Below are 13,650 nucleotides of genomic sequence, written 5' to 3'. Positions count from 1 at the left end.
CCCGGAACTCGCCCGCATCGCCACCCACCTGCGTCGTGACGACGAGCCCGCGCCGCTGCGCGAGCGGCCCGAGGGCTTCGACGTCAACGCCATCCTCGACGCCGTCCGCGAGGTGGCCGGCGTCCGGGACGCGGCGCTGCGCCGGACCCCGGCCGGGGCGCACAGCCTCCGGCTCGACCTGGCCGACGGTGCCGACCCGGCCGAGGTGAGCCGGCTGGTGGCCCGCCTGCTCCAGGAGCGGATGGGGCTGGCCGCCGCCCCGCAGAACCTGCCCGGCGCGCCGGCCGCCCCGCCGCCCCCGGTCCGCCGCCGGTCGGTCCCGCCGCGGGCCGCCGAGCCGCAGGCCGTCGAGCCACGGCCGGTGCCGGACCGGCCGGCCGACGTACGCGAGGAGCGCGCCGCCCGGCCGGAGTCCCGGGTCGGCGGGCCGGTCGAACGGCCCGCCGAGGGCGCGGACCCGACCGCCGGTCCGCCGCGCCGCCGCCGGCCGGCCGCCACCCACCGGGGCCGGGCCACGGTGGAGGAATCCTCGCTCGCCACTGCCCCGACCGGTGGGCCCACCGGCAGCCCGGTGACGGTCGGCACGTCGTACTCCGGTGGCCAGATGACCACGACGGAGACCGCGCCCTCCCGACCGTTGAACACCGGCGGCGCGCCGGGGCCCCGGGTGGTGATCGACCACGTCCAGGTGAGCACCTTCGGCCTCGACGCCACCGTGGAGGTACGCCTCATCGCCGACGACCGGACGGCGGAGGGGCACGCCACCGGGCCGGCCGTCGACGGCTACGTGCTGCGGCTCTGCGCGGTGGCCGCCGCGGCGGCGGTGGACGAGATGCTGGTCCGGGTGGCTGCGACCACGGAGCGGGGACGCTGCTTCGTCGAGCACGCCGCCGTGCTGCCGTTCGGCAACTGCGAGGTGGCCACCGTGGTGGTGCTGCTGGTCTGCGACGGCTGGGTGGAGCAGTTGGCCGGCTCCGCCCTGGTCGCCGGAGATCCCCGGCAGGCGATGGTCCGGGCGACCCTGGCCGCGGTGAACCGGCGGCTGGAGGCCCTGCTGGCCTGAGCGGCGGCCGGTGTCGGCTGGCCCGCGGGCGGGAAGACTGGATGGCATGAAGCCCGCCTCGCTCTGGCCGGACGACCGCCTGCCCGCGCACCACGTCCCACCGCCCTGGCCCGGCCGGGCGGTACGCCTCGACGGCGCGGTCACCTACGTCCGGGACACCCCGGCCACCGGGCTGGACGCCGAACCGGCGCTCTACGTGCACGGCCTCGGCGGCTCGTCGCAGAACTGGACGGACCTGGCCGGCCTGCTCGCGGAGCGGCTCGACGGGCAGGCGATCGACCTGCCCGGCTTCGGTCGCAGCGAGCCGGGCCGGCGGTACACCATCCCGGCCTTCGCCGACCGGGTGGTCAGCTGGATCGAGCACACCGACCGGGGCCCGGTGCACCTGTTCGGCAACTCGCTGGGCGGGGCGGTCTCGGTCCGGGTGGCGGCGCTGCGGCCGGATCTGGTCCGCACGCTGACCCTGGTCTCGCCGGCGCTGCCGTTCCTCGACTTCCGCCGCTCGTTGCAGGGGCGGATGCTGCCGCTGCTGGCGATCCCCCGGGGCGAGCGGCTGGCCGCCTGGCACCTGACCCAGCTCGCGCCCGAGGTGATGGCCCAGCAGGTGATGGAGGCGTGCATCGCCGACCTGACCCGGATCAGCGAGCAGCGCCGGCAGGAGGCGGTCGAGGAGATCAGGATCCGCTACCAGGCGGCCCACTACGCGGCCGCGTACGTCCGGACGCTCCGCGGCCTGGTCTCCTGCTTCCTGCGGTCGTACCTGCCGGGACCGAACTCGCTCTGGCGGATGGCGGCCGGCCTGCGGGTGCCCACCCTGGTGGTGGGGGGCCGGCAGGACCGGCTGGTCGACGTCCGGGTGGCCCCGCAGGCGGCCCGGGTGATCCCGGACAGCCGGCTGCTGATGCTCGACGGCGTCGGGCACGTGGCCCAGGTGGAGGTGCCCCGCACGGTGGCCCGGGCGGTGCTGGCCATGCTCGCCGAGCCGCCGGGCGAGGCGAGCGGCGCGCGGGGCGATGCGGTGCCCGCCGGTACGCCGGAGGCCAGGGTGCTCGCCGAGGTATGGCGTACCGCCGCGCCGGGCGCTGACCCGACCGCCGGAACGGTGGACAGCGCACTACCTCGCGACATGGCAGGCTGAGCCGGATGCCCTCCGCCGCCCGTGCCCGCCGCCCTGCCGCGCGTCCCGCCTCCCGTCGTCCGGCCGCCCGTCGCCGGCGGTACACGCTCGTGCTGCTCGCGTTCCTCGCCGCCGGGGCGGTCGCCGTCGGGGTGGCGGTGCAACGGCCGTCCCTCAGGTTCGAGGTGCTGGTCAGTGACGGGTCGGCGGTCCAGCCGCCGACGTCGAGCGCCCCGCCGACGCCGTCGGCGAGCCCTTCGCTGACCCTGGAACCCATAACGGAACCGACCACGGCGGCACCGGTGCTGGCGCTGCCCGGCCCGGTGCCCGCGCACGGTCCCGGAAGCTTCGCGTACGACGCCCGGCCGGCCCCGGTGCTGGGCCGGGCCGGGGTGGTACGCCGGTTCCGGGTCGCGGTCGAGACCGGCTCGGGTCTGGATGTCGAGGAATTCGGCGACGCCGTGCAGCGGGCCCTCGCCGGGCCGGGGAGCTGGGTGGACGGCGGCCAGCTGCGGTTGCAGCGGGTGGCACCCGGGGCCCGGTACGACTTCACCGTCTACCTGGCCACCAGGGACACCGCCGGGCGGTTGTGCCGGAACGGGGGCATCGACATCCGCAAGGGCGGGGTGCCCTACACCTCCTGTCGGGTGTCCGGCAAGGTGGTGATCAACCTGGACCGCTGGCAGACCTCGGCGCCGCACCTGGTGGCGGCGGGGCTGCCGCTGGAGACGTACCGGCTGTATGTGATCAACCACGAGGTCGGGCATCAGCTCGGCCACCATCACGAGGGCTGTCCGGCGGCTGGCCGGCCGGCGCCGGTGATGCAGCAGCAGACCCTCTTCCTCGGCGGTTGCCGACCGAATCCATGGCCGTACGTGAACGGGCGCCGGTACACCGGCCCGCCGGCGTGGAAGCCCTGATCGTGGCGATGAGAAGTATTGCGCGGCTCTAGCGGCAAAAGCGGCTAAATGCCCGAATTGCATGGCACGCTGGTGTCATGACGTCGTCGTCCCCTTCCGACCCGCCTGCCGAGCTCGGGCCACCGCCCAGCCCGGCCGTCCGGCCGGCCCGGCTCGACTTCGACCGCCCGCCGGCCCACCCCGGCGCCGCCCCGCCCGTCCGCCCCGGGCTGCGTCGGATGCGACGCCGCCGACGACGTACCGTCCTGCTCCTGGCCGTCCTGCTCGCGGCGGGCGGTGCCGTGGTGGGCCTGACCGAGGCGGTCCACCGCCTCGCGGACCCGGTGCCCGCCCCGATGGCGGCGGTCCGGGGCGCGGGGCTGGCCGACCGGCCCGCCGGGCCGGGGAACGCGGAACCCGGCGGGTATCCGACCGAGGGCTCCGGGCAGTTCGCCGCGGCCGACGGCAACTCGCCGGTGCGCGGGTACGGAGGGCCGCTGCGCCGCTACCGGATCGCGGTCGAGCAGGGAACCGGCCAGGATGCCGACGCGTTCGCCGGTGCCGTGGACGCGGTGCTCGGCGACCCCCGGAGCTGGATCGCCTCGGGAGAGTTGCGGGTGCAGCGGGTGACCGAGCCGGCCGCCGCCGACTTCACCATCTACCTGGCCAGCCCGGCCACCTCCGAGCGGATGTGCGCCGAGGGGGGCCTGAGCACCGAGCGGTACACCTCCTGCCGGCTGCCCGGCCGGGTGATCATCAACCTGGCCCGGTGGATGGAGGCGGTGCCGGACTACGGGGCGCCGCTCGAGGTCTACCGGACGTACGTGATCAACCACGAGGTGGGACACGAGTTCGGCGAGTCGCACCAGGCCTGCCCCGGATCGGGCGCCCCCGCGCCGGTGATGCAGCAGCAGACGTACGGGCTGGACGGGTGCGTCGCGAACGCCTGGCCGTACGTCGACGGGGCTCGCTACGCGGGTGAGCCCATCGACGGCCTCTGAATTATTCCCGCTCCCGCATGTCGGACGACGTGTCCCTCCTCATGGCCAATCCCCACCGCAGCGAGCGACAATGGCGCGGTCCAACCGCCGATCCCGGGGAGTCCACCGTGTCGTTGCCCCCGCTCGTCGAGCCCGCCGCCGAGCTGACCGTAGACGAGATCCGTCGCTACTCGCGTCACCTGATCATTCCCGACGTCGGGGTCGAGGGTCAGAAGCGGCTGAAGAACGCCCGGGTGCTCTGTGTCGGCGCCGGCGGTCTCGGCTCGCCGGCCCTGCTGTACCTCGCCGCCGCCGGCGTCGGCACGCTCGGCATCATCGACTTCGACACCGTCGACGAGTCCAACCTCCAGCGGCAGGTCATCCACGGCGTCTCCGACGTGGGGCGGTCCAAGGCCGAGTCGGCCGCCGCCTCGATCCGTGAGATCAACCCGCTGGTCCAGGTGGAGATCCACAACACCGCGCTGGACCGGGAGAACGTCAAGGAGATCTTCTCCCAGTACGACCTGATCGTCGACGGCACCGACAACTTCGCCACCCGCTACATGGTCAACGACGCGGCGGTGCTGCTCGGCAAGCCGTACGTCTGGGGGTCGATCTACCGGTTCGACGGCCAGGCGTCGGTGTTCTGGGCCGAGCACGGTCCGTGCTACCGCTGCCTCTACCCGGAGCCGCCGCCGCCCGGCATGGTCCCGTCCTGCGCCGAGGGTGGCGTGCTGGGCGTGCTCTGCGCGTCCATCGGGTCGATCCAGGTCAACGAGGCGATCAAGCTGCTCACCGGCATCGGCGAGCCGCTGGTCGGCCGGCTGATGGTCTACGACGCCCTGGAGATGAGCTACCGCAAGATCAAGGTCCGCAAGGACCCGAACTGCGTGCTCTGCGGCGAGAACCCGACGGTCACCGACCTGCTGGAGGACTACGAGGACTTCTGCGGCGCGGTCTCCGTCGAGGCGCAGGAGGCGGTGGTCGACTCGACCATCACCGCGCTGGAGCTGAAGGAGTGGCAGGACGCCGGCAAGGACATCTTCCTGGTCGACGTCCGCGAGCCCGCCGAGTACGAGATCGTCCGGATCCCCGGCGCCACCCTGATCCCCAAGGGCGAGATCATCTCCGGCGAGGCGCTGGCGAAGCTCCCGCAGGACAAGCAGATCGTGCTGCACTGCAAGTCCGGGGTCCGCTCCGCCGAGGCGCTCGCCGCGCTGAAGGCGGCCGGGTTCAAGGACGCGGTGCACGTCCAGGGCGGGGTGCTCTCCTGGGTCAAGCAGATCGACCCGTCGCTGCCCGCGTACTGAGTGTTCGGGAAGGGCCCGCCCGGCAGCCGGGCGGGCCCTTCGCGTACCCGCCGGTGGGCCGGGCCACCCCTGGCCGAGCTACCGAGGTGCAACCGCGTTTGCACAGGTAGCGTGGCTGCCGTGGTGGATTTGGACGCGGCGATCGGCTTCGTCGTGGCGCACGGCGACGCGGTGGACCGCGCTCGCCTCTCCCGGCTGCGCACCGGCACCCCGGTGCCCGAGGACCTGCTCGACGCGGCCGAGGCCGGGCAGGCGCCCGGCGGCGGCTGGCCCGCCGTCCTCGACGGTACGGTCGCCTCGGTCGACGCGACCTGCTTCCGTCTGTCCGAGCTGGACGACCTCGGTGGGTTGGGCCGGCCGGCCGCCCGGCACGCCCTGGACTGGCTGGCCGCCCGGCAGCTCCCCGACGGCGGCTGGGACGAGGACCCGTCGCTGGCCGGGTTCGCCCCCGAGTGGGCCACGCCGGGGGACCCGGAGGCTCGCCTCTACCTGACCGCCAACGCCGGCTTCTGGCTCACCGTGGCCGGGCTGGACGCCCGCGCCGCCGGACCGCTCGACCTCCGGGTCGGCGGCGCGTACGCGGGCGTGGTGCAGGCGGTGGCGCAGGCGCTCGCCGCGCAGCTGGCACCGGACGGGAGTTGGCCGTCCTTCCTCCCCGCCGGCTGGCTGAGCGCGGCCGTGCTGCACCGTCAGCAGATGTACTACGAGTCGGCGCGGATCCAGGCCGTGCTGGCCGACCGGCTCCCCGAGATGTCGCCGGCCGACGTGGCCTGGCTCGCCGCCACGCTGCGCCGGGTCGAGGTGGGCGAGGAGCAGTGGCTGCTGGTCTCGGCGCGCAAGCGGCTCGCCGAGACCCAGCGCAGCGACGGCGGGTGGGACAGCGACGACGGCCACCAGTTCGACGTGCACACCACCCTGCGGGCCATCCGTGCCTGCCTGCCGACCAGCCCCGAGGCGCCGGTCCCCGGCGCGGTCTTCCGGTTGCCCCAGCCGGCCGCCCTGCCGGCCCCACCGGTGCCGGCGCAGCGCACTCCGCCGCCGCTCCCGCCGGCCGCGGCCGTCCCGTCGCCCGCTCCCGGGCCGGCGGTGCCGCCGCCCACGGCGGTCGTCCTGCCGCCCGTTCCCGGGCCGGACGGCGGCCCGCCGCCGGTTGTCGCGCCGCCGCTGACCACCGCGCTGCGGGGCATCGTGCCGCTGGCCCACGAGGGCATCGCCCCGCCGCCGGCGGTCATCCCGGCGCCGGCCGTGGTTCCGCCGCAGGTCGTACGCGCGGCGGACCTGGACGCGCCGGCCGGGCAGCCCGCCGCGCCGGCGACGGGGGAGGCCCCGACCGTCGCCTGAGGCTTGATCGACTCGGGTTGCGGCGAAGCGGGGCATCCCGATGGCGGGACACCACGGCCTGCCGCAATCCGCACCCTGGGCACGAGCCCCGCCTACCCGCGAGCCCGGTCCGCCCGCGGGCCGGCCGCGAGCCTCACCGTCAGCGCAGGTGGCCGTCGCCGGTGACGACGTACTTGGTGCTGGTCAGCTCGGGCAGGCCCATCGGGCCACGGGCGTGCAGCTTCTGGGTGGAGATGCCGATCTCCGCGCCGAAGCCGAACTCGCCGCCGTCGGTGAACCGGGTCGAGGCGTTCACCATCACGGCCGCCGCGTCGACCCGGGCCACGAATTCGCGGGCCACCGCCTGGGAGTCGGTGACGATCGCCTCGGTGTGGCCGGTGCCGTACCGGCGGATGTGCGCGACGGCCGCGTCGAGCGAGTCGATCACGGCGACCGACATGTCGGCCGAGAGGTACTCGGTGGCGAAGTCCTCCTCGGTGGCCGGGACCACGGTGGCGGAGTAGGCGGCCACCTGAGCGTCGCCGTGCACGGTGACCCCGGCCTGCGCGAAGGCTTCGAGCATCGCCGGCAGGAAGGCGTCCGCGACGGCTGCGTGGACCAGCAGCGACTCGGCGGTGTTGCAGGTGGACAGCCGCTGGGTCTTGGCGTTCAGGGTGATCGCCACGGCCTTCGCCACGTCGGCGGCGGCGTCCACGTAGACGTGGCAGTTGCCCACCCCGGTCTCGATCACCGGCACGGTGGACTCCTCGACCACGGTCCGGATCAGCGACGCGCCGCCGCGCGGAATCAGCACGTCGACCAGGCCCCGGGCCCGCATCAGCTCCTTGACGGAGTCGCGGGAGGTGGCGTCGAGGAGCTGCACGGCGTCCGCCGGCAGGCCGGCCCCGGCGACCGCGTCGCGGAGCACCGCGACCAGCGCCGCGTTGGAGTGCGCCGCCGAGGAGGAGCCGCGCAGCAGCGCCGCGTTGCCGGACTTCAGGCAGATCCCGGCCGCGTCCACGGTCACGTTCGGCCGGGCCTCGTAGATGATGCCGACCACCCCGAACGGCACCCGGACCTGCCGCAGCTCCAGCCCGTTGGGCAGGGTCGAGCCGCGGACCACCTCGCCGACCGGGTCGGGCAGCGCGGCCATCTGACGCAGCGCGTCGGCGATGCCGGCCACCCGCCCCGCGTCGAGGGCGAGCCGGTCCAGCACGGCCGCGGTCAGCCCGGCCACGTGCCCGGCCGCCAGGTCCGCCGCGTTCGCGGCCAGGATCTCCGGGGTACGCGCCACCAGCGCGTCGGCCATCGCGACCAGCGCGGCGTCCTTGACCGTACGGGTGGCGACCGCGAGGGCCTCCGCCGCGTCCCGGGCCCGCCGGGCCTGCTCGACGACGCTCATTCGGCACTCCTTGTGTTGTCAGGAGGGTCCCCTTGTGCAACGCCAGGCGTTGACAAGGGGACCCTGCTTACAGCAGTACGAGGTCGTCGCGGTGGACGACCTCCCGTTCGTAGGCCGGGCCCAGGGCCGCGGCGAGTTCCGTGGTGGACCGGCCGAGCAGCCCGGGCAGCTCCACCGCGTCGTAGTTGACCAGCCCCCGGGCGACCGGCGCGCCCTCGGTGTCCACCAGGTCGACCGGGTCGCCGGCGGTGAACGCGCCGTCCACCGCGGTGATCCCGGCCGGGAGCAGCGACTTGCGCCGGCCCACCACGGCCTGCACCGCGCCCGGGTCCAGGTGCAGCCGCCCCCGGGGCGCGGTCGCGTGCGCCAGCCAGAAGAGCCGGGCGGCCGGGCGCCGGCTGCTCGGGTGGAAGAACGTACCGACCTGCTCGCCGGCGAGCGCCTCGGCGGCCAGTGGCGCGGCGGTGAGCACGACCGGGATGCCGAAGCCGGTGGCGATCCGGGCCGCCTCGACCTTGGTCACCATGCCGCCGGTGCCCACCCCGGCCCGGCCCGTTCCGCCGATGTCCACGCCGGCCAGGTCGCCCTCGCCGCGCACCTCGGTGATCCGGGTGCTGCCGTGCCGGGTCGGGTCGCCGGTCCAGAGCGCGTCCACGTCCGAGAGCAGCACCAGCAGGTCGGCGTCGACCAGGGCGGCGACCAGAGCGGCCAGCCGGTCGTTGTCACCGAACCGGATCTCCTCGGTGGCCACCGTGTCGTTCTCGTTGACGATCGGCACCGCCCGCAGGTCGAGCAGCTTGCGCAGGGTCCGGTACGCGTTGCGGTAGTGCGCCCGCCGGGTCACGTCGTCGACGGTGAGCAGCACCTGCCCGACGGTCAGCCGGTGCCGGGCGAAGCTGGCCGCGTACCGGCCGATGAGCAGGCCCTGCCCGACGCTGGCGGCGGCCTGCTGGGTGGCCAGGTCACGCGGGCGCCGGGGCAGCCCGAGCGGGGCGAGACCGGCGGCGATCGCGCCGGAGGAGACCAGCACCACCTCACGTCCCTCGGCGGCCAGCGTGCCGAGGGTGTCGACCAGCGTGTCGACCCGGGCGTCGTCCAGGCCGCCCGTCGTGGTGGTCAGCGAGGACGAGCCGATCTTCACGACGATCCGGCGGGCCGAGGTGACTGCTTCACGCACCCGACCATTCTGCGCGCCGGGGTCCGCCAGGCCCGGCCGCGTTCCCATATCGTGGCCGGTCATGACACCTGACGAGTACGTCGAGGCGGTGCTCGACCTGGTCGAGCGGATTCCACCGGGCCGGGTGATGTCGTACGGGGCGGTGGCGGACGCGCTCGTGGAGCGCTCGGGGCGGGCCTCGGCCCGGCTGGTCGGCTCGATCATGGCCCGGCACGGGGGCGCGGTGCCCTGGCACCGGGTGGTCAACTCGGCCGGCCGGCTCCCGCCCGGGCACGAGCGGGAGGCGCGGGCCCGGCTGCGGGCCGAGGGCTGCCCGCTGCGGGGAGAACGGGTGGACATGACGGCGGCCGCCTGGTCGCCGGAGGAGAGGATGTGACCCGGGCCATAACGTGAGTAGCATTCGGCTCCATGACAGCAACGGGCCTGCCGCGCCGGGTACACGTCGGGTACGCGACGGGTTCCCTGGTCACCGGGGCGTTCGGGACCGTGCCGGGGCTGCTCCTGCTGCCGTACCTCACCGACACGCTGGGCGTGGCGGCCGGCGTGGCCGCCCTGTTGGTGCTCCTGCCGAAAGCGTGGGACGTGCTGGTCAACCCGGTCGCCGGGCGGATCTCCGACCGGACCCGCTCCCGTTGGGGCGCGCGCCGGCCGTACCTGCTCGGCGGTGGGCTCGCGTTGGCCGTGCTGTTCGGCGCGATCTTCGCCGCGCCGTTCGGGACCGGCCCGGCCGCCGGGGCGTACGTGGCGGTCGCCTTCCTGGCCACCGCGACCGCGTTCGCCTTCTTCCAGGTGCCCTACGTGGCGATGCCGGCCGAGCTGACCGACGACCCGGCGGAGCGTACCCGGCTGATGAGCTGGCGGATCGCGGTGCTGGCGCTGGCCATCCTGGTCTCCGGCGCGGTGGCCCCGGCGGTGGTCACCGTTGGCGGCGACGGCGTGCCGGGGCACCGCTGGATGGGGCTGTTCGTCGCAGCGCTGATCGTGGCCGGCACGGTCGGCGCGTTCCTGGGCACCCGCACGGCGCCGACCGGCACGGTGGGGGCCAGCGAGCCGAGCCTGCGGGCCCAGCTCGCGGTCGCCGGCCGCAACCGGCCGTTCCGGCTCCTGCTCGTCTGCTTCGTGGTGCAGTCCGCCGGGGTGGCCACCGTGCTGGCCGGGGTGAAGTACTTCGCCGGCCAGGTGCTGCGCGACCCGCAGACCGGGCCGACCCTGCTCTTCGCCTGTTTCGTCGGGCCGGCGTTGCTGGTCATGCCGATCTGGACCCGGGTCGGCGCCCGGGCCGGCAAGCGGGCCGCGCTGGCCGTCGCCTCGCTGCTCTTCGCGGCCGGCGCGCTGGCCCTGGTCGCCTCCCCGGCACTGCCGGCCGCCGCGGTCTACGCCGTGGTCGCGCTGATCGGCGTCGGGTACGCCGGCCAGCAGGTCTTCGCCCTCGCGATGCTGCCCGACTGCATCGCGTACGACACCGCTCGCACCGGGCGACGGCAGGCCGGGGTGTTCACCGGGCTCTGGACCGCCGGGGAGACCTTCGGCCTCGCCCTCGGCCCCGGCATCCACGGCCTGGTCCTGCAGCTCTCCGGGTACGTCTCCTCGGCCACCGGCGTGGCGGCCGCCCAGCCGGCGAGCGCCCGCCTGGGCGTCCTGCTCGGCTTCACCGTCCTGCCGGCCGTGCTGGTCGCGCTGCCGGTGGCGCTGCTGCGCGGCTACGACCTGACCGCCGCGCGGCTCGCCGCGGTGACCCGACCGGCCGGCGTGCCCGCCGCCCGGATCCCGACCGATCCGCTGATCCCCGACGAGAAGGGCGCCAGCAGTCCATGACCGAGGAAGGTGCGGGCGCGCTGCCCGTCGAGGGGGTGCCCGCGCCGCGGGTGCTCGACGAGATCCGAGCCCTGCGGGCGGCCGACCGGCCGACCCACGGCGGGCGGCTGTTCGCGTACGTCTACGACCCCGGGGTGGCCGGGCTGGACGAGCTGGCGCAGGCCGCGTACGCCGAGAGCGCCCACGTCAACGGTCTCGACCCGACCGCCTTCCCGTCCCTGCTGGCGATGGAGAACGCCCTGGTCGCGGCGGCGGCGCGGCTGCTCGGCGGGGGCCCGGGCACGGCCGCCCCGGCGGTGGTGGGCAGCGTCACCGGCGGCGGCACCGAGTCGCTGATGCTCGCCGTGAAGGCGGCCCGGGACGCCCGCCCCGACCTCACCGAGCCCCGGATCGTGGTGCCGGTGAGCGGGCACGCCGCGTTCGCCAAGGCCGCCCACTACCTGCGGGTGGCCCTCGACCCGGTCCCGGTGGACCCGGTGACCCTGCGTCCGTCGCCCGCCGACGTCGCCGCCGCGATCCGGCCGGAGACCGTGCTCGTCGCCGCCTCCGCCCCGTCGTACGCGCACGGCGTGGTCGACCCGGTGGCGGAGATCGCGGCGGTCGCGGCGGCGGCCGGGGTGCGCTGCCACGTGGACGCCTGCTTCGGCGGCTGGACCCTGCCCTGGCTGCGCCGGCTCGGCGCGCCGGTGCCACCGTTCGACTTCGCCGTCGACGGGGTCACCTCGATCTCCGTCGACCTGCACAAGTACGCGTACGCCCCGAAGGGGGTGTCGGTGCTGCTGCACCGCGACCCGGCGCTGCGCGCCCCCCAGTACTTCGCGTACGCCGACTGGCCCGGGTACACGATGGTCAACCCGGTGATCGCCTCGACCCGCTCCGGCGGGCCGATCGCCGCCGCCTACGCCACCCTGCGCCACCTCGGCGAGGACGGCTACCTGCGGCTGGCGGCGCTGACCCGGGACGCGGTGGCCGGGCTGGCCGACGCGGTCCGCGCGGTGGCCGGGCTGCGGCTGCTGGCCGAGCCGGAGTCCACCGTGGTCTGCTTCACCAGCGACGACCCAGGGCTCGACCTGTTCGTGCTGGTCGACGACCTGACCGCCCGGGGCTGGCACACCCAGCCGCAGCTCGCGTACGCCGGACTGCCGGCCAGCGTGCACCTCACGGTGACCGCGGCGGTCGCCCCGCGGGTGGCCGAGTTCGGACCGGCGCTGGCCGAGGCGGTGGCGGCGGCCCGGGCGGCCGGTCCGGTGGAGCTGCCGGCGGAGCTGCGGGCGCTCGCCGGCAGCCTCACCCCGGAGGCGCTCACCCCCGAGCTGGTCGCGGGGCTCGCCGCCGGTCTCGGGCTCGGAGCCGGTCCGGCGACGGAGCGGATGGCGGCGGTGAACGCGCTGCTCGACGCCGCGCCGGTCCGGCTGCGGGAGCGGCTGCTCGTGGAGTTCGTCGGGCTCCTGCAACACCCGTCCTGGTGACCTCGGTGGACGTCGGGCTGTGCCGTGACATGTCGCGAATGTGACGCGGCGACCCGGGACCCGGGTCGCCGCGTCCTCAGCCGGCCGTCTTCAGCCTGACCTGGTTGTCATCCCACTTCAGGTCGCGCCACCACCGCTCCTGCGCGTCGTAGTGGATGACCTCCAGGGCCGGCACGTCGCCCACACCTGGCGGGTCGGGCCGCCGGGCGGTCCGGCGCCGGTAACACTCGGTCCCGGCCGACCCGGTTGCAGCCCGCGCTGCCGGACAGCCGACAGTGCGGGCGGTTCAGCCGGGGGTAGCTGGAGGTCGGTGCCCGTGGTGTTGTCGGCGGGGGTGCGGTCGCTGGGGAAGGCACCGGCCACGTTCGCCCGGACGGTCAGCGCGAAGCCGGTCAGGGTACGGGCCTGCCCGCTCGGCGCGATGTTCACCCGCACGCCGATCCGGTACGAGCGCGAGCCGCCGGACGGGATCGGCCCGTCGCCGGTGCAGTACATCGTCTTCGTGTCGTCGGTCTGGCCCTGGTTGAAGCAGCCGCCGATGTTGGTGCCGTTGAGGTCGAGCGTCGCCTCGACCGGGAGCACCACGATCAGGTCGCCGCTGTCGTAGGCCCGGGTGCCGGCGTTGCCCATCCGGACGTCGAGCCGCCGCTGGTTGGCCGGGAGGGTCGCGAGGGCGGCCGCGAGCACCACCCGCTCCGGACCGGGGCCGGCCACCACCTCCGGCCGTTGCCGCTGGCCGAACAGCCGGGCGGTACGCAGCCGACGCCATCGGCTGACGGCCACGTTCCAGGCCACCCGGCGGACCCAGGCCACCGGGTCGTCGTACCGGGCGATCCGGTGCCAGCGGGGCCAGGCGCGGCTGAACGCCTCCTGCACCAGATCCTGCGCCTCGCCCATGTCCCCGACGAACGCGTATAGCTGCACCACGAGTGGCTGGAAGTGGCGACGGTAGACCTCGTCGAAGCCAGGCCCGGGGTCGTCCGCCACCGCGGCGCTCACCTCGGTCGTCGGCCGGACCGGCGGCGTGCCCGCGCCGGGAGGGGTCGGCGTGCGCGGCCGTGGGTCACCCCGTCGGTCGGCGACCCGGCCCGGGCCCGC

At 75.4% G+C, this 13,650-nt stretch carries 10 protein-coding genes and 2 pseudogenes; 9 read left to right on the top strand and 3 right to left on the bottom strand.

The genetic code is table 11. The annotated features are described in order from the left end of the window. The 6 genes and pseudogenes from ONA70_RS27870 to ONA70_RS27845 all read left to right on the top strand — a co-directional run. A pseudogene (locus ONA70_RS27870) lies at positions 1–1,063 on the top strand (hypothetical protein); the annotation flags it as partial. Positions 1,064–1,109: 46 nt separating this feature from the next. After that, the gene (locus tag ONA70_RS27865) at positions 1,110–2,201 is read left to right on the top strand and encodes an alpha/beta fold hydrolase (protein WP_265009460.1); all 1,092 of its coding nucleotides are present in this window, start codon (positions 1,110–1,112) and stop codon (positions 2,199–2,201) included. Positions 2,202–2,206: 5 nt separating this feature from the next. Further along, positions 2,207–3,100 carry a DUF3152 domain-containing protein gene (locus ONA70_RS27860; RefSeq protein WP_265009459.1) on the top strand — a complete coding sequence of 298 codons (894 nt, stop codon included), beginning with the start codon at positions 2,207–2,209 and terminating at the stop codon, positions 3,098–3,100. 77 nt (positions 3,101–3,177) lie between these two features. Then, the gene (locus ONA70_RS27855) at positions 3,178–4,080 is read left to right on the top strand and encodes a DUF3152 domain-containing protein (RefSeq protein WP_265009458.1); all 903 of its coding nucleotides are present in this window, start codon (positions 3,178–3,180) and stop codon (positions 4,078–4,080) included. Between the two features lie 41 nt (positions 4,081–4,121). Further along, positions 4,122–5,369, top strand: coding sequence for an adenylyltransferase/sulfurtransferase MoeZ (gene moeZ / locus ONA70_RS27850; RefSeq protein WP_265009462.1), 1,248 nt, complete (start codon positions 4,122–4,124; stop codon positions 5,367–5,369). Between the two features lie 69 nt (positions 5,370–5,438). After that, positions 5,439–6,305: pseudogene (locus ONA70_RS27845) on the top strand (hypothetical protein); the annotation flags it as partial. A 544-nt stretch (positions 6,306–6,849) separates the two neighbouring features. On the opposite strand, the gene ONA70_RS27840 reads toward ONA70_RS27845, so the two are convergent. Together ONA70_RS27840 and proB are read right to left on the bottom strand one after the other, a co-directional pair. Next, entirely contained in the window at positions 6,850–8,091 is a 1,242-nt protein-coding gene (locus ONA70_RS27840) for a glutamate-5-semialdehyde dehydrogenase (protein ID WP_265009456.1), read from the bottom strand. 67 nt (positions 8,092–8,158) lie between these two features. Next, the gene (proB, locus tag ONA70_RS27835; protein WP_265009461.1) at positions 8,159–9,316 is read right to left on the bottom strand and encodes a glutamate 5-kinase; all 1,158 of its coding nucleotides are present in this window, start codon (positions 9,314–9,316) and stop codon (positions 8,159–8,161) included. 13 nt (positions 9,317–9,329) lie between these two features. Here proB and ONA70_RS27830 point away from each other — a divergent pair, with 13 nt between their 5' ends. Genes ONA70_RS27830 through ONA70_RS27820 form a run of 3 tightly spaced genes read left to right on the top strand, consistent with a single transcriptional unit; the run spans position 9,330 to position 12,552 of the window. Then, the gene (locus ONA70_RS27830; RefSeq protein WP_265009455.1) at positions 9,330–9,644 is read left to right on the top strand and encodes an MGMT family protein; all 315 of its coding nucleotides are present in this window, start codon (positions 9,330–9,332) and stop codon (positions 9,642–9,644) included. A gap of 32 nt (positions 9,645–9,676) precedes the next feature. Further along, positions 9,677–11,083 (top strand): MFS transporter, encoded by a 1,407-nt coding sequence (locus ONA70_RS27825; RefSeq protein WP_265009454.1) that lies wholly within the window; start codon positions 9,677–9,679, stop codon positions 11,081–11,083. Next, on the top strand, positions 11,080–12,552 hold the full coding sequence (locus ONA70_RS27820) for a pyridoxal phosphate-dependent decarboxylase family protein (RefSeq protein ID WP_265009453.1): 1,473 nt from the start codon (positions 11,080–11,082) through the stop codon (positions 12,550–12,552). Before ONA70_RS27825 ends, ONA70_RS27820 begins: the two co-directional genes overlap by 4 nt. A gap of 117 nt (positions 12,553–12,669) precedes the next feature. On the opposite strand, the gene ONA70_RS36735 is transcribed toward ONA70_RS27820, so the two are convergent. Beyond that, positions 12,670–13,650: sigma factor (locus ONA70_RS36735; protein ID WP_319958915.1), on the bottom strand; the 981-nt coding region annotated here is incomplete at its 5' end.

It is taken from the genome of Micromonospora yasonensis, assembly GCF_026013475.1.
Taxonomy (GTDB): Bacteria; Actinomycetota; Actinomycetes; order Mycobacteriales; family Micromonosporaceae; genus Micromonospora; species Micromonospora yasonensis.
The sequence above is the reverse complement of the archived record's forward strand: the minus strand, read 5'-3'. Positions and strand labels throughout refer to the sequence as shown.

What these genes read in the sequence shown, in the direction of transcription:
- ONA70_RS27865 (WP_265009460.1), top strand. Translation starts at nt 1,110, where the DNA reads ATGAAGCCCGCCTCGCTCTGGCCGGACGACCGCCTGCCCGCGCACCAC.
- ONA70_RS27860 (WP_265009459.1), top strand. Translation starts at nt 2,207, where the DNA reads ATGCCCTCCGCCGCCCGTGCCCGCCGCCCTGCCGCGCGTCCCGCCTCC.
- ONA70_RS27855 (WP_265009458.1), top strand. Translation starts at nt 3,178, where the DNA reads ATGACGTCGTCGTCCCCTTCCGACCCGCCTGCCGAGCTCGGGCCACCG.
- moeZ (WP_265009462.1), top strand. Translation starts at nt 4,122, where the DNA reads ATGGCCAATCCCCACCGCAGCGAGCGACAATGGCGCGGTCCAACCGCC.
- ONA70_RS27840 (WP_265009456.1), bottom strand. Translation starts at nt 8,091, where the DNA reads ATGAGCGTCGTCGAGCAGGCCCGGCGGGCCCGGGACGCGGCGGAGGCC.
- proB (WP_265009461.1), bottom strand. Translation starts at nt 9,316, where the DNA reads ATGGGAACGCGGCCGGGCCTGGCGGACCCCGGCGCGCAGAATGGTCGG.
- ONA70_RS27830 (WP_265009455.1), top strand. Translation starts at nt 9,330, where the DNA reads ATGACACCTGACGAGTACGTCGAGGCGGTGCTCGACCTGGTCGAGCGG.
- ONA70_RS27825 (WP_265009454.1), top strand. Translation starts at nt 9,677, where the DNA reads ATGACAGCAACGGGCCTGCCGCGCCGGGTACACGTCGGGTACGCGACG.
- ONA70_RS27820 (WP_265009453.1), top strand. Translation starts at nt 11,080, where the DNA reads ATGACCGAGGAAGGTGCGGGCGCGCTGCCCGTCGAGGGGGTGCCCGCG.